The following is a 17,013-nucleotide window of genomic DNA, read 5'->3' as shown; positions in this document are numbered from 1 at the left end:
CGCCGGGCTGTGCCGCGCGGCGGTGTCCTAGCCCTTGATGGCTCCGCCTAGGGCGAAGGCGCCGCCTAGTTTCTTGCTGAGGAGGAGGTAGAGGAGGAGGACGGGGGTGGTGTAGATGAGGGAGTACGCCGCCAGCTGCCCGTAGTTCGGTTCGCCGTACTGGCCGAAGAACGTGAAGATGCTGACCGACGCCGGCAACCGCTCCGGGGAGAGCAGCAGCATGAACGGGACGAAGAAGTTCCCCCACATGCCGATGAACGTGAAGATCAGCACGACCGCGATCCCCGGCCACATCAACGGCAGCACGATCGCCCACAGTGCGCGCATGTTGCCGGCGCCGTCGACCCAGGCCGCTTCCTCCAGCGAGATCGGTACGCCGTCCATGAACGTCTTCGTCAGCCAGATCGCGAACGGCAACGCCGAAGTCGCCATGAACATGATCGTGCCGCCGATCGTGTCGACCAGGTTCAGCTGCACGAAGAGCCCGTACACCGGCACCATGACCGCGGTGATCGGCAACCCGGTGCAGAACAGCACCGTCAGCAGGAACGGCCGGTTGAACCGCGTCTTGAAGCGCGACAACGGGTACGCCGCGAGCACCGCACACACCATCGTCAGCAACGCGGCCCCACCGCACAGCACGACGCCGTTCAGGACGGGACGGTACGTCGTGTCGGTGTTCAGCACCGCCTTGAAGTTCCCGAGTGTCGGATCCGTCGGGAACTCGACCCGCAGCCCCGCGGTCCGGTTGATCGACGCGAACAGCACCCACAGCAGCGGAAGCACGAACAGGATGCCGATGGCCAGCAGGACCAGGTTCGATGCCAGCTTGCTGATCCGGTCGCGGGCAATCACGCTGCCTCCGAGTTGAGTCCACGCAGGTAGATCAGCGAGAACACCGCGCCGATCGCCAGCATCACCAGTGCGATCGCCGTGCCGTAGCCGATCTGGGAGAAGCTGAACGCCTGCTCGTACATGTACAGCGGCAGCGTCTGGCTCTTGGTCCCCGGGCCGCCGCGGGTCATCGCGTAGATCAGGCCGAACACGCTCAGCGTCTGCAGCGTGATCAGCATCAGGTTGGTCATGATCGCGCGGGTGATCATCGGCAGCGTCACGAACAGCAGCCGCCGCCACCCGCCGGCGCCGTCCATCTCGGCGGATTCCTCGATCTCCTTGGGGATCTCGCTCAACGCGGCGGAGTACACCAGCATCGAGAACGCCGTACCGCGCCAGATGTTCGCCAGCGACACCGCGATGATCGGTGCCGCGTACAACCAGTCCTGACCGGGCAGGCCGACCGCGTGCAGCATCACGTTCAGCGTGCCCTCGTCGTTGAAGAACGCGCTCAGCAGGTACGCCGCGACCACTTCGGGCAGGACCCACGCGCCGATCACCGACGTACCGACGAAGTTGCGAATGATCCGGTTGGACTTCCGCATCAGCAGTGCGAGGCCGAGGCCGAGCGTGTTCTGGCCGATGATCGCGGAGATCAGCGTGAACACCAGCGTCAGCCAGATCGCGTTCGTGAACGCGCCGCTGCCGAACGCCTTGCGGAAGTTCTCCAGCCCGACGAACTTGACGTCCGCGGCACCGGTGCCGGTGAGCGCCATGTTCGTGAACGCGGCGTACAGGCAGTAGATGATCGGGCCGGCCAGGAAGACCAGCATCAGCCCGATCGCCGGGGAGAGCGGCAGCATGCGGAGGAAGTTCGCCGCCCGCGGCCGGCCGCTCGGTTGAGCGGGCGCGGCCGTGGTCGGCGCGACAGTCGTCGTCACAGGGGAGATTTCCCTTCCGGGCCAGGGATTACTGGCCGGTGCTCTGGGTCGTCGTCTTGTCCTTGGTGACGATGCCTTCGACGGCCTCGTCGTAGTTCTTCGCGGCCTCGTCCGGCGAGGACTGACCCGTCATCACCGCCTCCATCGCGGTGATGATCTCGTTGGAGACCTTCGGGTACTCCGCGAACGCCGGGCGGTACACGGTCACCGACACCAGGTCGGTGAAGAACTTCGTGCTCTTCGCGGAGTTCTTGTACCCGGGGTCCTCGGCGACGTCCTTCCGTACGGCGATCTGCGCGCCGTCGGTGGCGTACTTGGTCGCGTTCTTCTGCGTCTGCAGGGTCTTGATCAGGTTCCAGGCCGCGTCCGGATTCTTGGACTTCGCCGGGATCGCCCAGGTCCAGCCGCCGGAGAGGCTGACCTTGCCCTTGCCGCCGCCGTCCTGGGTCGGCATCGCGGTCTGGCCGAGCACCGTGGTCCACTGCGGCCACGGCTTCGCACCGGTCTTCTGCCAGTTGCTGTAGATCCAGGAACCGTCCAGCGCGATGCCCAGCTTGCCGCCGGGCAGCAACTCGGTGCCGACCTTGCTGCCCATGTTCGGGTCGAGCGCCTGCTTCGGCGACGGGGCGAGGCCCTCGCTGTAGATGGTCTTGATGAAGTTCAGCGAGTCCTTGAAGCCCTGGCTGCCGACGACCCACTTCTTCTGGTCGTGGTTGTACAGCGAGTCCTTGGTGCCGTACAGCAGCATCTCGAAGCCCTGCATCGCGGACGCTTCACCCATCGGCTTGCCGGAGTACACGTTCAGCGGGGTGACACCGGGGAGCTTCTGCTTGATGGTCCGGGCCGCGCTGAGCACGTCGTCCCAGGTCTTCGGCTGCCAGTCCTCCGGCAGTCCAGCCTTCGCGAACAGCTGCTTGTTGTACCAGAGCGCGCGGGTGTCGGTGCCGTCCGGGATGCCGTACGTCTTGCCGTCGAGCGCCTTGGCCGCGCCCTTGGCGGTCTCCTCGAACTGGCCCCACTGGTCCCAGCCCTTGATGTAGTCGTCGAGCGGCTTCAGGTACCCCGCGGTGATGTCGGAGTTGATCAGGAAGGTGTCCTCGTAGACCACGTCCGGTGCCGTGTTCGGCGACCGCATCATCAGCTGCAGCTTGGTGTAGTAGTCGTTCTCCGAGGCAACGATCGGCAGGATCTCGACCTTCGAGCCGGGGTTCGCCGCCTCGTACTCCGTCTTCACACCGGCGAGGAAGTTCTTCATCACCGTGCCCGGACCCCACTGCTGGTACGCGATCTTGATGTTCGCCGGGCCGGCGCTCTGCGAGCCGCCCGTCTCCGGCTGTTTGGTCGTCGAGCCCTGGCTGCAGGCCGAGACCGCCAGCAGCAGCGCACCCAGCGCGGCCGCTGCTTTGAAACGTTTCCTTGTCACCATCAGGTCCACCTTCGGGCAATCGTTGTCATCCCGGTACTACGGCCCAACCCCAGCGGGCTTTCCCGCGACCGTAGGAGCCCTCGCTGACCGAAGTCAATGCTTGACAGACAACGTTGTCGCACCTGTAGCGCAGTAACGCGGTGACCGGAACGTAACGATCCGGTCACCGCGTTGCCATACCACTACTTTGTCAGGCCGTGACCGCCTCATGACGGGCGGGTACGGCGTGTCCCCGGCCACGGAGTGCCCCGAGGCCGCAGAACACCAGACCGGCGAGCAGCCAGCAGCTCAGTACGACGAGAGGCCGGGTGGCGCCCGCACCGTCGAAGAAGCTGACCGAGCGCAACGCCGTACCCGCCGCACCCGGCGGCAGCAGCTGCCCCAGCGCACCCCAGCCGCTCGGCAGCATCTCCGGCGCACTCGTCATCCCGGACAGCGGGTTGCCGAGCAGCATCATCACCGCACTGCCGAGGGCGAGTCCCGCCATACCGAGCAACCATTCGAGGCCCAGCAGGGTGAGGCTGATCGCCGCGATCGACATCGCGATCACGCCGGAGTTGCCCAGGTAGCTGCCCTCGAACGAGCCGAGCCAGTACTGCAGTACGGCGGCCAGCGCCAGGCCACCGGTGACGGCGAATGTGAGTGCACCGATCATCCGCTTCGTTCCGGAGCGCACCAGTTGGGTCAGGGCGCCGGCGGCGAGAATCCCGCCGAGTACGAGCGGCAGCGCGCCGGCGGCCAGGCCTGCGCCGCGCGGATCGTCCTTCGGCAGCGGGACGACATCAGTGACCTTCACCTGGCCTTCCGGCGACATCCTGGCCGACACCTGCGTCAGCACCTGTGCGACCGACGGTCCACCGGCCGATGCGGTGAGAATCTCGGGCTGCGCCGCGTCGAGCACGATCGCGCCGTACGCGTCGCGGTCCTGGATCCGCTGCACGGCCGCCTGCCGATCCGGTACGGCGGTGATCTCGAAGCCGCCCGGCATCGCCTGGTCGAGCTTGGCCTTCATCTGCTCGACCGCGGGCGCCGGACCGGAGACGGCGATCGGCAGGTCCCGCGGTTCGGAGCGGGCGGACGGCCAGGCGAACGCGATCAGCAACACCGTGAGGACCGCGGTCAGCAGAGTGATGACGGCGATCAGGGGCGGCCGGCGACGGTCGGCCGCGTGCGCCTCAGTGGTCATGGTTCTGCACTCCCTCGCGCAATAAAACCGAATGATCGTTCTTTATCGGTTCCAGCCTGATCAGTGGGCGGGTGACTTGTCAAGAACGGACATTCGTTTTATGTTGCGGACGTGCCCAAGGTCACCGATGAACACCGCCTGGCCCGCCGCGCCCAGATCGTCGCGGCAGCCCGCACCTGCGTGATCGAGGAGGGGTTCCACAAGACGACGATGGCGGACGTGATCCGCGAGTCCGGGCTGTCCGCGGGCGCCGTCTACGGGTACTTCAAGAGCAAGGAGGAGATCGTCGGCGCGATCGCCGAGGACGCGCTCAGCACCGTCGACGAGGTCTTCGAGCAGATCCTCGCCACCGAGGGTCCGCTGACTCCTGTCGCCGCGCTGGAGACCGCGCTCAAGCATGTCGTCGTGATCGCGGAACGCCCCGGTGGCGATGTCACCCGGGTCGGAGTGCAGGCCTGGTCCGAGGCGCTGCGCAACCCGGCGGTGATGGCGACCGCGGCCGACAAGTACACCCGGCTGCGCGACCACTTCGAGGCGGTCGTCCGCCGCGCTCAGGCCGACGGCACGGTTGACCCGGACGCCAACCCGAAGCATGTCGCGCAGGTCATGTTCGGCACCTTGCCCGGGTTCATCCTCCAGCGCCTGGTCATCGGCGACGTCACCCCCGAGAGCTACGCCGAAGGGCTGCGAGCGCTGCTGCGTTACTAGGGTGCTGCGTTACCAGAGGGTGGACTTTGGTCCACCTGCCGTGGCGGTCCAGCACCATCGGCCGGTACGCCGTCCGTCCGTAGCGTCGACGGCATGAAGAAGCGGACGCAGGAAGCTTTCGACGGGACCGGGTACTCGGTCGTCCTGCAGGATGTACGACGGGCCTACGGCCGGGGCGGGAACGCCGTCACCGCGCTCGACGGAATCTCGATGAAGTTCTCCCCCGGCACGTTCACGGCGGTGATGGGGCCGTCCGGGTCAGGGAAGAGCACCTTCCTGCACTGTGCCGCCGGCCTCGACCGGCCGACGTCGGGCAGCGTGTACATCGACGGCCAGGCGCTGGCCGGGCTGAACGAGCGCAAACTGACCGAGCTGCGGCGGGAGCGGATCGGCTTCGTGTTCCAGTCCTTCAACCTGCTGCCCGCGCTGACCGTCTGGCAGAACGTCTGCCTGCCGCAGGAACTCGACGGGCGCCGCCCGAACAAGGCCGCGGTACGTCAGGTCCTGGAGCGCGTCGGTCTCGGCGACCGCCACAAGCACCGCCCGGGGGAACTGTCCGGCGGTCAGCAGCAGCGCGTCGCGATCGCCCGCGCACTTGTCTCCCGTCCCGCGGTGATCTTCGCGGACGAGCCGACCGGTGCGCTCGACACCCAGACCGCTGCCGACGTACTCGAACTGCTGCGTGAGCCGGTTCGGACACAGGGTCAGACGGTCGTGATGGTCACCCACGATCCGGTCGCGGCGTCGTACGCCGACCAGGTGGTCTTCCTCGCCGACGGCGCACTGGCCGGCAGCCTGACCGAACCGACCGCCGAGGCCGTGGCCGATCGGATGACCCACCTCGGCGCATGGTCCAGCCTCCAGGCGGTGGCGGGATGATGCGTCTCGCCGTCCGCACCTTGCGTCATCGCAAGAGCGGATTCATCGCCACGTTCGTCGCGGTCGTCTTCGGTACGGCGATCGTGATGGCCTGCGGCGGCCTGATGGAGACCGGCATCCGCTCCAACGTGGAGCCACAACGCCTGGCCGCAACGTCCCTGGTCGTCACCGGCAAACAGTCCCACCACCGCCCCGGCGTCGAAGACCCCACTCCCCTGACCGAACGCGTAGGCGTCCCCGTCGACGCCCTGCCCAAGATCCGTTCAGTAGAAGGCGTCTCATCAGCCGTAGGCGACTACACCTTCCCAGCAATCATCCCACCCGGAGCGACGACACCCACCGGCTCCAGCAACCAGCCAGGCGACACCGACGGTCGACCCGCTGAGGCTCCGGTGGTGACCGAGGGCCACAACTGGTCCAGCGCCTCTCTTGCGCCCTACCGCCTCAGTACTGGCAGCGCGCCGCGTTCCGGAGAAGTAGTGGTTTCGTCGGGGAAAGTAGGCGAGCAGCTGACCCTCATCATCAACGGCGAGCCGAAGACCTTCACGATCAGCGGAGTAGCAGCAGGCCCACCCGGTCACGCCTTCTTCTCCGACCAGGACGCGGCGCAGCTCGTCCGCAACCCGGAACGCTTCGCCGACATCGGCGTACAAGTTGCCCCCGGCACCGACATCTCGGCCGTCAAGGACCGGCTGGAGGAGATCGACGGCAACCTGACAGTCCGCGCCGGCGTCGACCGCGGCCTGGCGGAACATCCGGAGGCCGAGTCCCGCCGTACGGCGTTGATCGCGATCGCCGGCTCGTTCGGCGGGATCGCGGCGATGACGATGATGTTCGTGGTGGCGTCCACGCTGGCGCTCGCCGCGCAGCATCGGGAGCGTGAGTTCGCGTTGCTCCGCGGGATCGGCACGACGCCGGGTCAGGTCCGGCGGATGATCCTCGGCGAGGCGATGATGGTGTCGCTGCCGGCGGTCCTCCTCGGGATCCTGCCGGGGACCCTCCTCGGGCGATTCCTCTTCGATCAGCTCGGGTCGCACGGGGTCGCGTCGCCGGTGGTCGAGTTCTCGCAGGGCTGGATCCCGTTCGCGGCCGGTGCCGGCGCGGCGGTGCTCGCGGCGGTCGGCGCGGCGTTGATCGCGGCGCGGCGGTCGGCGAAGATCCGGCCGGTGGAGGCGCTGATGGAGGCGTCGCTGCAGCGCAAGTGGTTCAGCTGGATCCGGTTGCTCTTCGGCCTGCTGTTCCTCGGTGGCGGTATGGCGTTGCTGATCGTCACCGCGACCGTGATGAGCGGGCCGCTCGCCGCCTCGACCGCGGGTCCGTCGATCCTGTGCTGGGCGATCGGGGTCGCGCTGCTCGGGCCGTTCTGGACCAAGCTGGTGCTGGCGTTCTGGCGGTGGCCGGTGCAGGCGCTGACCCGGGTGAACGGGCGGCTGGCGATCCGCAATCTGTCCGCGCGGTCGGTGGCCCTGTCGTCCGCCGTGATGCCGGTGATGCTTGCCGTCGGCATCTCGACCGCGAACCTGTACATGCAGACCACTCAGGTGCACGCCTCCTCGGAAGCGTTCACGCGGGATCTGCGAGCGAACGCCGTACTGGTGTCGAACGCCGGGGTTTCAGAGACACTGCTCTCGCAGGTCCGCTCGGCTCCCGGGGTCGCGAGTGCGTCGGCCTTCGTGCGGAGCATGGCTGCCGTCGACGATCCCCGGAATGCTCCGTTCGACGAGGAGGGCGCGCCGGTGATCGGCGTGGATGCGCAGGGCGCGGACGGTACGGCGCCGGTGCGGTTGACGGGCGGATCGCTCGCCGGGCTGACCGGGTCGACGGCGGCCGTGCCGGAGTACATGGCGCAGAAGACCGGTCGCGGTGTCGGCTCGGAGATCGCGATGACGCTGGGCGACGGGACCCCGGTGAAGCTGCGGGTGATCGCGACGTTCGCCGCGGAGCGCGGGTACGAGTCGATCATCCTGCCCGCGTCGCTGGTGGCCGCACACACCACGGACGGGTTGACGAAGCAGGTCCTGGTGCGAGCCGCTCCGGGTGCCGACGTACGACCGGCCCTGACCGAGCTCGCGGCAGCCCATCCGGGCGTCCAGGTCGCGGACCGCAGCACCCTGGTCGCCTCGAACGTCGAGGACCTGCAGACGCAGGCATGGATCAACTACATGCTCGTCGGCATGCTGATCGCGTACACCGCGGTCTCGGTCGTCAACACCCTGGTGTCGACTACCCTGCGCCGCCGCCGCGAGTTCGCGCTCCAACGACTGACCGGCTCCACCCGCTTCCAAGTACTCCGCATGCTCACCACCGAAAGCACCTTGGTCACCCTCACCGGCATCACCCTCGGCACCGCCGTAGCCATGGCCTGCCTACTCCCCTTCGCCGCCAAGGTCTCCGACAACGCCCTCCCCACCGGCCCGATCTGGATCTACCTCGTAGTCATCGGCGCCGCCACCCTCCTCACCTTCGCCTCAACCCTCATCCCAGCCACCACAACCCTCCGCCACTCCCCCACCCAACCCACCCACACCGACTGACCCGCGTGTATCTGCTTCCCGTGCGCCGGTACGGGAAGCAGACACGTGGTGAGATGAAGGCATGAGATGGCTGGACGACTGCTCTCCGGCGGCAATCGCTCAGGCGTTGCGGGCTGTGGCTCCGGAACTGAGCAATCAGGAGATCGTCGTTCGGGCGTCGATCGGCGACGACGACCCGGAATGGCAGGCTGCCAGCGCGATGGTCGGGGAACGATTCGTCGTGAAGTTCGCGTGGTCGCGTCCCGCGGCGCTGCGGTTGGCGCACGAGGTCGGGATCCTCGTGGCGTTGGCCGCCGAACCCGGTGTCCCGTTCCTTCCCGAGATTGTCGCCAGCAGCACGGACCCGCTCCTCCTGGTGACCCGCCGCATTCCTGGTACGGCGCTCTTCGACGTCGTGGACTCGATCGACCGTGAGGATGCGGGTCGGCAACTGGCCGGCTTTCTGGCCGCCCTTCATCACCCGGCCACCGTCGAGCGGGTCGGCCGCCTGACAGGTGGTCTGCCGCTGGCGCTGCTACCGCCCGCGACGACCAGGACGATCCGGCAGCGGTTCGGCCAGTGGGTCCGGCCGGATCAGGTCGACCTGGTACTGCGCTGGTGCGACTGGGCGGATGCGGTCCTCGCGTCGTCGACGCCGACCGTCCTGGTCCACGGCGATCTGCACGGCGGAAACCAGGTGTGGGAGGGCGACCGACTCCGCGTGGTGGTCGACTTCGAAACCGCCGGAACCGCCGAGCCGGAGTACGACCTGCGCGCCTTCCCTGGAACCGGCCCGGGCGTCGAACTGCTGGACGCGACCCTGCGGCACTACCAGCACCTTGCCGGACGCCGTTTGTCTCCCGATCGCGTGATGGCCTGGCATCTGCGCACCGCCCTCGGCGACGCTCTCTGGCGGAGCGAAGCCGATGTTCCGCTCCCGGATCACCGTACGCCGATCGCCTGGGTCGACGATCTGGCCGCCCGATTCAGCGCCCTCGACATCGAACCCACCCAGCTCCCCTGAGGTTCCCACCAGAACAACAGGTCGAGGGACTGACGTGTCTACCGGGCGGGTGTGGGTTCGGCGACTGGTTGGAGGGCGATGGTGGTGGCTTGGATGATGGTGGCGTTGGTGCGGATCCAGGAGGAGAGGACTACCTGGAGGTCTTCGAGGTCGCTCTCCTCGAGGATGACTCCGGGGACGGGGGCGCTCGCCCCGAGCTCGGACAGGACCGGGCGGAGGTGCTGGTCCGCGAGGAGCTTGTGGCTCGGTGCGGCGGACACCGTGAGGGGGACGACGACCGCGCCGGCCAGCGCCGCGGGACGCAGTACGTCGAGGAAGCTCTTCAACAGGCCCGTGTAGCTGCCCTTGTAGACCGGGGTCGCGAGCACGATCACCGACGCCGACGACACCAGCTCGACCGCGCTCTCCAGCGCCGCCCGCGCCTCGGCGCTCGCCTCGTCGCCCTGGAAGATCGCCGGCGCGAACGTCACCAGGTCGATCAGCTCGTCGATCCGGTACGGCGTCCCGAGCTCGGACGCGAGCAACTCGGCGACGGATGCCGCGGCAGCCGCCGTCCGCGAACCGGCCCGCGGATTGCCCACCACTGTGACCACGGACTGCGGCCACGCCGGCGGCTCCGGCACGACCTGCGACTCGAACGCGACTGACGGCATCTGACCCAACTCCTGAACCTCGGCGGCAACTCCCCCGAGCGTAGTCAAAGTCGAGCCGTCTACTGGACTTTCTCAGCATTCGAACGCCCGCGCAGCTTCACCACGACGAACGACACCACGGCCACCACCGCCGCGACGACCACGAGCTTCTGGAACACGCCGACCGACGACTCGACCACATGCCACCGCTCACCGAGCTGGTGACCGGCCATGATCAGCAAGGAATTCCACACCAGGCTCCCGGCCGCGGTCAGCGGCAGGAACACCGCGACCCGCATCCGCTCCACCCCGGCGGGCACCGAGATCAGGCTCCGCACCACCGGGACCAGCCGCCCGATCAGCACCGCCTTCGGACCGTGCCGCGCGAACCACCCCTCGGCCTTGTCGACGTCGCGCAGCTTGACCAGTGGAAGCTTCTCCGCGAGCGCCCTGGTCCGGTCCCGCCCGAGCACGGCGCCCACGCCGTACAGCGCGAGCGCGCCGACGACCGAGCCCACGGTGGTGAACACGATCGCGCTGATCAGCCCGAGGTCGCCGCGGCTGGCCGCGAATCCCGCGAGCGGCAGGATCACCTCGCTCGGCAGCGGAGGGAACAGATTCTCCAAGGCGACCGCGAGTCCCGCGCCGGGCGCACCGAGCCTCTCCATCAGCTCGATCGCCCACCCTGCCACCCCGCCCGCCGGCTCCTGGGTCGCTTGCGCTGCGGTCATCATCACCTGATTCGTCGTCGTCAACATGGCGACGACGCTAGGTCCGCGGAACCCACCGGCGCAGTGCGGCCGACCGCCGTCTTCCGAACGATTTTCCACAGTACAGACCTGAGGAAAACCGCAGTTTCTCCTCCTCCGGTGCCCGCTACGCTTGCGAGCATGCGGCAACGATCCGGCCTGGTACGACGCGGCGCGGCGGCCCTGGCCGGTCTCACGGTCGGCGCGCTGCTCGCGCCGTTCGAGCTGCTGCTGGTCGCTTTCGGGGCCCTCACACTGGTCGCGGTCCGCGCCACGCCACGCGCCCGCACGCGCGCCGAACGCTTCGTGCATCGTTGCGCACGGCAACTGTCAGCGGTCGAGGTGTGGCGGCTCGACCGGTTCCACCGCATCCGCGACCTCGGTCCGTACGACGACCGCGCCGCCTACACGTACCTCCTCAGACGCTGGCCGATCGGCGGACTCGGCGCGCTCGTCGTACTGCTCCTGCTCTACGGACTGGTCGTCGCCGGGACGATGGTCAGCGCCTGGCTGTTCGACGGCTCGTGGGGCTACATCGAGAGCGCCGACCGGGTCTCCACCGCGACCATCGCCGTGGCCGCGATCCCCGGCGCGCTGCTCCTGTACATCAACGTCATGGGCCTGGCCGGCGTCGTCGACCTCGACGCCAAGCTGGCACGCCGCCACCTGACGCCCTCGGTGGAGGAGGCGTTGACGCGCCGCATCTCCGAGCTGACGGTGAGCCGGGCCGAGGTCGTCGAGGTGGTCAACGAGGAGCGCCGCCGGATCGAGCGCGATCTGCACGACGGCCTGCAGCAGCGCCTGGTCGCGCTCGGGCTGCTGCTCAGCCGTGCTCGTCGCTCCCGGGATCCGTCCGTCGCGGGAGACCTGATCCGCCAGGCCCACGAGGAGTCCGAGCTGGCGCTGGCCGATCTTCGCGACGTCGCCTGGCGCGTCTACCCGACTGCTCTCGACCAACTCGGGCTGCAGGAGGTGCTCGCCGCTCTCACCGAGCGCTCCAGCATTCCCGTTCGTCTCCACTACGATCTCCCCGCCCGGCCACCTGCCGGCGTCGAGACGGCCGCGTACTTCGTCATCTCCGAGGCCCTGACCAACGCCGTCAAACACTCCCGGGCCAAGCAGATCGAGGTCACCCTGACTCCCACCACCACGACGGGGGCAGGGGATCGGCCGGAGCGCAGCGCGCTCGGACCGGCCGCCGGTGTCCGCGTCACCGTGACCGACGACGGCAAGGGTGGGGCCGATGTCACCGGCCGAGGTTTGACCGGCCTGGCCGGCCGAGTCGTCGCCAACGACGGCCGCCTGACCATCTCGAGCCCATCCGGCGGCCCCACCACCATCCAGGCGGAGTTCCCATGCGAGTGATCCTGGCCGAAGATTCGACCCTGCTGCGCGAAGGCCTGGTCCGCCTGCTCCTGGAGGAGGGCCACGAGGTTCTGGACGCGGTCGGCGACGGTGACGCCCTCGTCGCCGTGGTGCGCGCCGCCGCCGCGGCCGGCACCCTGCCGGATGTGGTGTGTGTCGACGTCCGCATGCCGCCGACCCACACCGACGAGGGCCTGCGCGCCGCGCTCACGATCCGCGAGACCTGGCCGGACGTCGGCGTTCTCGTGCTCTCGCAGTACGTCGAGAAGTCGTACGCCGGCGAGCTGATCACGTCAGGTGAGGAGCGCATCGGTTACCTGCTGAAGGACCGGGTGATGCGGGTCGAGGAGTTCCTCGACGCGCTCGACCGGGTCGGCTCCGGCGGTGTGGCGCTCGACCCCGAGGTGGTCCGCCAGCTGCTGTCCCGCACCACACACACCGACCCGCTGGAGAAGCTCACCACGCGCGAACGCGAAGTCCTCGCCGCCATGGCCGAAGGTCACAACAACAGCGGCATCGCCGACCGCCTGTTCATCAGCCCGAGCGCCGTGGAGAAGCACGCCAACTCCATCTTCGACAAACTGGGTCTGTCCCACTCTCCCGGCTACAACCGCCGGATCCGCGCCGTCGTCACCTACCTCACCACCTGACCAGCACGTCACGGACGTGGTTGATATGGGAGTCTGGGTCGACCCAGTGGACAGCATTCTTGGAGGGTTTGGATGACAGTCACGGCCGAGCACGCTCCGCAGGTCAAGGTCTGCCAGGATCGCGAGGACCTGGGCCGGGCCGCGGCAGGTTTGGCCGCCGAGGTCATCCGGCGCGCGACCGCAACCGGTGGGCGTGCGCGGATCATGCTCGCCGCCGCGCCGAGCCAGACCGCCACCCTCACCGCTCTTGCCGCCGAGCCCGACCTCGACTGGAGCAAGGTCGAGTGCTTCCACATGGACGAGTACGTCGGTCTCGCGCCAGACGCCCCGCAGGCGTTCCGGAGCTGGCTGCGCCGGACGTTCCTCGACCTGGTGCCGCAGGCCACGTTCCACCCACTCGCGCCGGAGGACGGCCCGGATGCCTACGCAGACCTGATGGGTGACGAGCCGTTCGACCTGGTCCTGTTCGGCCTGGGCGTCAACGGCCACCTCGCGTTCAACGATCCGCCCGCCGACTTCAACGACCCGCAGGCCGCGAGGCTCGTCGCGCTCGACGAGACCAGCCGCCGCCAGCAGGTCGACGAGGGCAACTTCCCCACCCTCGCCGACGTCCCCACGCATGCGGTCACGGTGACCATCCCCCGCCTGCTGAACGCGCACGCCCTGATCGGCTCGGTCCCCGGATCGGTCAAACGCCAGGCCGTCCACGACACCCTCACGCAACCGATCGGCCCCGACCACCCCGGTACGGCGCTGCGCACCCACCCCGACGTACAACTCTTCCTCGACACCGACTCGACCCCCGAGTGAACCGCCAGTCGACGCCCGACCCGACGCGCTAGCCGACCTGCTGGCCGGCCTGCTGGCCGACGCCGAGATGGAGACCACCGGACGCGTCCACGACCTGTCCGGTGATCCACCGCGCCGCCGGTGACGCCAGGAACGCGACCACCTCGGCAACGTCCTCACCGCTGCCCAACCGACCCAGCGCCGTCTGCGCGACGATCAACTCCGACAACCCGGGAACCTCGAAGAACGCCCCGTTCGCCTCGGTCCGGGTCGCACCGGGCGCAACGGCGTTCACGGTGATCCCGCGGGCGCCGAGCTCCTGCGCCAACGTCCGCGTCATCGTCTCGAGCGCACCCTTCGTCATGGCGAACGAGGTCTGCGCCGGGTTCGCCATCCGGCCCCCGTCGGCCAGCACCGGCAGCAACCGCTGGATCAGGAAGTACGGCGCCCGTACGTTCACCGCCATCAACCGGTCGAAGGCCGCTTCCGAATCCGTACCGATCGGGCCTGCCGGCGGCGCCGCCGCGTTGTTCACGAGCACATCCAGCCGACGCCCGGCCAAGCCGGCCGACACCTGCTCCACCACCTCGTCGACATCTCCCGGCACCCCGAGCTCGGCGCCGACGACGAAACCCCGCCCTCCGATCCGCGCCAGCGTCTCCTCCGCACCGTCCTTGTCCTGGTGGTAGTGCACCGCCACCTCGGCACCCGCCGCCGCCAGCCGCTCCGCGATCGCCCGCCCGATACCCCGCGACGCACCCGTCACCAGTGCGACCGTGCCATTCATGTTAGAAACTATCATATTGTTAGTATCTACCACATGAGCTTGAGGGACCGCCAGCGCGCCGACACCCGGCAACGCATCCAGCGGCAGGCGCTCCGCCTGTTCACCGACCGCGGGTACGACGCGACCACGGTCAACGACGTCGCCGACGCGGCCGGTGTCTCGGCGATGACCGTCTACCGGAACTTCCCCACCAAGGAAGACCTGGTCCTGTACGACGACTTCGACCGGCTGACCGCGACCACGCTCGCGACACTGCCCACGACCGGATCACTCACCGACCGCATCGGCCGCACCGCCCTGACCATCCTCGAACTGGCGGCCACCCACGAGCACGACCTGCTGCTCGCGCGCCTCCGTCTGATGATCTCGACCCCGGCGCTGCAGGCTCGCCACCTCGACAGCCAGTTCCGTCTCCAGGAGGCGTTCGTCAGGGCGATCTGCACCGACGATCCCACGCTCGAGTACGGCGCCCGCGCAGCCGCAAGCGCCGTACTCGGGGTGACGCACACCGCCTTGCTCCGCTGGGCCGCCGGCGACGGCGAGGACGACCTGGCGGACCTCTTCCGCCAGGCGTTCGCCGCCGCCTTCGGCCACACCCCCTGAGCGCCGATCAGGTGAGCTCGGGGACCCGCAGGTGGGCGATCGCGAGTTCGAACTCGCCGACGTCCAGGACGACGGCGCCCGCGTCCTTGGTGGTCGCGGCCCGCATCGAGGCGGCAGCCTCGCGGTTCTCGTCCATCGCCTCCTGACTGTCGTACGTCACCGACGAGACGGCACGGCCTGAGACGCGGTCGACCAGCAGGCTCGCACTGCAGAACCCGGCCAGGTCCTCCAGCCTCGGCACGGAGGCCATCTTGTACACGTCGATCGCGCGATCCAGGTTCTCGGGTTCGACCTTGACCCAGGTGGCCCGGACACACGCACCGGCGACGGAGCGGTGGTCCCGGTGCAGTACGGCGATCTCCCACTCCTGGATGTCCGGGCTGGGATCTCCCATGGTCTCCGCGATCCGGTTCCGGATCGGGCGGAGCGCTTCGTCGGAGGCCCGCATCGCCTCCTCCGACTGCCAGGCGCTGGTGGCGATACACCGGCCGGACTCCCGGTCGACGATCATGGACAGGCCGATGCAACCGTCGATCTCCTGCATCATCGGCATCACTTCGTCGCGCACCTGCGCGATGCCGGCGTCGACCGCCGCCGGCGTGGCATTGATCATGGTGGAACGCGCGTACACGATCCACCCCCTAACGCTCGGGGCAGCGCCCCGCCGGCGCCGCCGGACAGTTCTCACCCTCCTCCCTGAACAGGGACCTGGCAATCCCCCGGATCGCCCGGCGCCTGGACCGTCAGCCCTTGTGTTCGGCGACGTCGAAGACGTTGCCCTCGGGGTCGGCGAGGGTGATCCAGTGGGTGCCGAACTCGTCGTGCTCGTCGACACGCTGGGCGCCGAGGCCGACGATCCGGTCGATCTCGGCGGCCCAGTCGGTGGCGGACAGGTCGACGTGCAGGCGGTTCTTGCCGGTGCGCGGCTCGGGGACCTGAATGAACATCAGCGTCGTGCCCGGCGCGGCCCGGTTCACGGTCGCGAAATACTGGTTGCCATCAGCATCGACCTCGGACGACAGCACCTGCGCCCAGAAGGCCGCGAGGGTCTGCGCGTCCGCGCAGTCGAAGACGACACTCTCCAGAGATACAGACATTTTCAGCCTTTCAGCACTGGGATCCGCTGGATCGGCCAGCAGACCTCGGTTCGGTAGTCGGCCGGATCGGGAACGTCTCCCGGGCCGATGGGGTACAGCTCGCGGATCGGGCCCGGGGCGACCTCGCAGTACTCCGCGACGTGGCTGCCGAGCGCGCCGTACGTGCGGTCGAAGTCGGTCATCGGGCCGGCGTGGACGGCGATGGCGAAGTACCCGCCGGGCAGATCGACGAGCTCGACACCGTCGGCCGGCGCCTGGTCCGGCGCGACCGGAAGGAACGCGACCACCTGGCCGGCGTCCTCGGTGAAGAACTCGTCGCTGTACGTCGCCCCGGACGTCGCGTGGATGTCCGCACCGACCGCGTTCAGCTTGCCGAACGCGTACCCGCACCACGGCCCGATCTCGTCCCGCGCGACCTGCCCGGTCACGCCGTACGCACGGAACGGCGGGATGAACCGGTACTGCACGTCGAGCACCGGCCGCCCAGGTGTCAGCAGTTCACGCAACGAGGTGACGACCTCGCGCGTGTGCGCGAGCTCCTGCTCCATCCGCTCGAGGTGAGCACGCAACGTCTCTTCCCGGGCCGGACCGTCGGACGCCTCGACCACGGCCCGGACATCCGCCAGCGGCATCCGCAACAGACGCAGCCGGCGGATCAGCAACGCTATGTCCACCTGGTCGGTGCCGTAGCGCCGGTAGCCCGACGAGGAGTCCACGGAGACCGGCGCGAGCAGGCCGATCTCGTGGTAGTGGTGCAGGGTCTTCACACTCAGATGTGTCAGGCGGGAGAACTCCCCCACCGTCACCGTCGCCGTCATGTCCCCAAGCTT

The 17,013-nt window shown here is 68.6% G+C and carries 18 protein-coding genes; 8 read left to right on the top strand and 10 right to left on the bottom strand.

Features of this window, described 5'->3' with window-relative positions; all coding sequences use genetic code 11:
• Positions 1-27: 27 nt before the first annotated feature.
• The 4 genes from BJY22_RS15720 to BJY22_RS15705 all read right to left on the bottom strand — a co-directional run bounded on the left by BJY22_RS15720 (position 28) and on the right by BJY22_RS15705 (position 4,387).
• A complete protein-coding gene (locus tag BJY22_RS15720) occupies positions 28-855 on the bottom strand; it encodes an ABC transporter permease subunit (RefSeq protein WP_167207498.1) in 828 nt (275 codons plus the stop codon).
• A complete protein-coding gene (locus BJY22_RS15715) occupies positions 852-1,775 on the bottom strand; it encodes an ABC transporter permease subunit (RefSeq protein ID WP_167207496.1) in 924 nt (307 codons plus the stop codon). The genes BJY22_RS15720 and BJY22_RS15715 overlap by 4 nt, the downstream gene beginning before the upstream one ends.
• Positions 1,776-1,803: 28 nt before the next feature.
• Positions 1,804-3,201, bottom strand: a complete 1,398-nt coding sequence (locus BJY22_RS15710; RefSeq protein WP_167207494.1) for an extracellular solute-binding protein — start codon at positions 3,199-3,201, stop codon at positions 1,804-1,806.
• 190 nt (positions 3,202-3,391) lie between these two features.
• Positions 3,392-4,387: a hypothetical protein gene (locus tag BJY22_RS15705; RefSeq protein ID WP_167207492.1), complete on the bottom strand. Its 996-nt coding sequence runs from the start codon at positions 4,385-4,387 to the stop codon at positions 3,392-3,394.
• Positions 4,388-4,498: 111 nt separating this feature from the next.
• On the opposite strand from BJY22_RS15705, the gene BJY22_RS15700 reads away from it, so the two are divergent.
• The 4 genes from BJY22_RS15700 to BJY22_RS15685 all read left to right on the top strand — a co-directional run bounded on the left by BJY22_RS15700 (position 4,499) and on the right by BJY22_RS15685 (position 9,511).
• The gene (locus BJY22_RS15700; protein WP_167207490.1) at positions 4,499-5,095 is read left to right on the top strand and encodes a TetR family transcriptional regulator; all 597 of its coding nucleotides are present in this window, start codon (positions 4,499-4,501) and stop codon (positions 5,093-5,095) included.
• A 93-nt stretch (positions 5,096-5,188) separates the two neighbouring features.
• Positions 5,189-5,974: an ABC transporter ATP-binding protein gene (locus BJY22_RS15695; protein ID WP_167207488.1), complete on the top strand. Its 786-nt coding sequence runs from the start codon at positions 5,189-5,191 to the stop codon at positions 5,972-5,974.
• Positions 5,971-8,508, top strand: coding sequence for an ABC transporter permease (locus tag BJY22_RS15690; protein ID WP_167207486.1), 2,538 nt, complete (start codon positions 5,971-5,973; stop codon positions 8,506-8,508). Before BJY22_RS15695 ends, BJY22_RS15690 begins: the two co-directional genes overlap by 4 nt.
• Before the next feature lie 61 nt (positions 8,509-8,569).
• Positions 8,570-9,511 (top strand): phosphotransferase family protein, encoded by a 942-nt coding sequence (locus BJY22_RS15685; RefSeq protein WP_202891126.1) that lies wholly within the window; start codon positions 8,570-8,572, stop codon positions 9,509-9,511.
• A 38-nt stretch (positions 9,512-9,549) separates the two neighbouring features.
• On the opposite strand, the gene BJY22_RS15680 is transcribed toward BJY22_RS15685, so the two are convergent.
• Positions 9,550-10,164, bottom strand: a complete 615-nt coding sequence (locus BJY22_RS15680) for an NADPH-dependent FMN reductase (protein ID WP_167207484.1) — start codon at positions 10,162-10,164, stop codon at positions 9,550-9,552.
• Between the two features lie 59 nt (positions 10,165-10,223).
• The gene (locus BJY22_RS15675) at positions 10,224-10,901 is read right to left on the bottom strand and encodes a DedA family protein (RefSeq protein ID WP_167207482.1); all 678 of its coding nucleotides are present in this window, start codon (positions 10,899-10,901) and stop codon (positions 10,224-10,226) included.
• A 132-nt stretch (positions 10,902-11,033) separates the two neighbouring features.
• Between BJY22_RS15675 and BJY22_RS15670 the strand changes: the two genes are divergently transcribed.
• The 3 genes from BJY22_RS15670 (at position 11,034) to BJY22_RS15660 (ending at position 13,717) form a co-directional block, all read left to right on the top strand.
• Positions 11,034-12,257, top strand: a complete 1,224-nt coding sequence (locus BJY22_RS15670; protein ID WP_167207480.1) for a sensor histidine kinase — start codon at positions 11,034-11,036, stop codon at positions 12,255-12,257.
• The gene (locus BJY22_RS15665) at positions 12,248-12,907 is read left to right on the top strand and encodes a response regulator transcription factor (protein WP_167207478.1); all 660 of its coding nucleotides are present in this window, start codon (positions 12,248-12,250) and stop codon (positions 12,905-12,907) included. Before BJY22_RS15670 ends, BJY22_RS15665 begins: the two co-directional genes overlap by 10 nt.
• A gap of 72 nt (positions 12,908-12,979) precedes the next feature.
• Positions 12,980-13,717 (top strand): 6-phosphogluconolactonase, encoded by a 738-nt coding sequence (locus BJY22_RS15660; RefSeq protein WP_167207476.1) that lies wholly within the window; start codon positions 12,980-12,982, stop codon positions 13,715-13,717.
• 28 nt (positions 13,718-13,745) lie between these two features.
• On the opposite strand, the gene BJY22_RS15655 is transcribed toward BJY22_RS15660, so the two are convergent.
• Positions 13,746-14,483, bottom strand: a complete 738-nt coding sequence (locus BJY22_RS15655; RefSeq protein WP_167207474.1) for an SDR family NAD(P)-dependent oxidoreductase — start codon at positions 14,481-14,483, stop codon at positions 13,746-13,748.
• Positions 14,484-14,516: 33 nt separating this feature from the next.
• Here BJY22_RS15655 and BJY22_RS15650 point away from each other — a divergent pair, with 33 nt between their 5' ends.
• Positions 14,517-15,086 carry a TetR/AcrR family transcriptional regulator gene (locus BJY22_RS15650; protein ID WP_167207472.1) on the top strand — a complete coding sequence of 190 codons (570 nt, stop codon included), beginning with the start codon at positions 14,517-14,519 and terminating at the stop codon, positions 15,084-15,086.
• A 7-nt stretch (positions 15,087-15,093) separates the two neighbouring features.
• Here the strand turns inward: BJY22_RS15650 and BJY22_RS15645 are convergent, their stop codons facing one another.
• From BJY22_RS15645 to BJY22_RS15635, 3 genes are all read right to left on the bottom strand, one after another.
• On the bottom strand, positions 15,094-15,717 hold the full coding sequence (locus BJY22_RS15645) for an antibiotic biosynthesis monooxygenase (RefSeq protein WP_167207470.1): 624 nt from the start codon (positions 15,715-15,717) through the stop codon (positions 15,094-15,096).
• A 112-nt stretch (positions 15,718-15,829) separates the two neighbouring features.
• Positions 15,830-16,183 (bottom strand): VOC family protein, encoded by a 354-nt coding sequence (locus BJY22_RS15640; protein ID WP_167207468.1) that lies wholly within the window; start codon positions 16,181-16,183, stop codon positions 15,830-15,832.
• A 2-nt stretch (positions 16,184-16,185) separates the two neighbouring features.
• A complete protein-coding gene (locus tag BJY22_RS15635; RefSeq protein WP_167207466.1) occupies positions 16,186-17,001 on the bottom strand; it encodes a MerR family transcriptional regulator in 816 nt (271 codons plus the stop codon).
• Between the last annotated feature and the right edge of the window lie 12 nt (positions 17,002-17,013).

Source organism: Kribbella shirazensis, assembly GCF_011761605.1.
Classification (GTDB): Bacteria; Actinomycetota; Actinomycetes; order Propionibacteriales; family Kribbellaceae; genus Kribbella; species Kribbella shirazensis.
Note: the sequence above shows the minus strand (reverse complement) of the source record. Positions and strands in the feature narration are given on the sequence as shown.

What these genes read in the sequence shown, in the direction of transcription:
- BJY22_RS15710 (WP_167207494.1), bottom strand. Translation starts at nt 3,201, where the DNA reads ATGGTGACAAGGAAACGTTTCAAAGCAGCGGCCGCGCTGGGTGCGCTG.
- BJY22_RS15705 (WP_167207492.1), bottom strand. Translation starts at nt 4,387, where the DNA reads ATGACCACTGAGGCGCACGCGGCCGACCGTCGCCGGCCGCCCCTGATC.
- BJY22_RS15695 (WP_167207488.1), top strand. Translation starts at nt 5,189, where the DNA reads ATGAAGAAGCGGACGCAGGAAGCTTTCGACGGGACCGGGTACTCGGTC.
- BJY22_RS15690 (WP_167207486.1), top strand. Translation starts at nt 5,971, where the DNA reads ATGATGCGTCTCGCCGTCCGCACCTTGCGTCATCGCAAGAGCGGATTC.
- BJY22_RS15685 (WP_202891126.1), top strand. Translation starts at nt 8,570, where the DNA reads ATGAGATGGCTGGACGACTGCTCTCCGGCGGCAATCGCTCAGGCGTTG.
- BJY22_RS15680 (WP_167207484.1), bottom strand. Translation starts at nt 10,164, where the DNA reads ATGCCGTCAGTCGCGTTCGAGTCGCAGGTCGTGCCGGAGCCGCCGGCG.
- BJY22_RS15675 (WP_167207482.1), bottom strand. Translation starts at nt 10,901, where the DNA reads ATGTTGACGACGACGAATCAGGTGATGATGACCGCAGCGCAAGCGACC.
- BJY22_RS15670 (WP_167207480.1), top strand. Translation starts at nt 11,034, where the DNA reads ATGCGGCAACGATCCGGCCTGGTACGACGCGGCGCGGCGGCCCTGGCC.
- BJY22_RS15665 (WP_167207478.1), top strand. Translation starts at nt 12,248, where the DNA reads ATGCGAGTGATCCTGGCCGAAGATTCGACCCTGCTGCGCGAAGGCCTG.
- BJY22_RS15660 (WP_167207476.1), top strand. Translation starts at nt 12,980, where the DNA reads ATGACAGTCACGGCCGAGCACGCTCCGCAGGTCAAGGTCTGCCAGGAT.
- BJY22_RS15655 (WP_167207474.1), bottom strand. Translation starts at nt 14,483, where the DNA reads ATGAATGGCACGGTCGCACTGGTGACGGGTGCGTCGCGGGGTATCGGG.
- BJY22_RS15650 (WP_167207472.1), top strand. Translation starts at nt 14,517, where the DNA reads ATGAGCTTGAGGGACCGCCAGCGCGCCGACACCCGGCAACGCATCCAG.
- BJY22_RS15640 (WP_167207468.1), bottom strand. Translation starts at nt 16,183, where the DNA reads ATGTCTGTATCTCTGGAGAGTGTCGTCTTCGACTGCGCGGACGCGCAG.
- BJY22_RS15635 (WP_167207466.1), bottom strand. Translation starts at nt 17,001, where the DNA reads ATGACGGCGACGGTGACGGTGGGGGAGTTCTCCCGCCTGACACATCTG.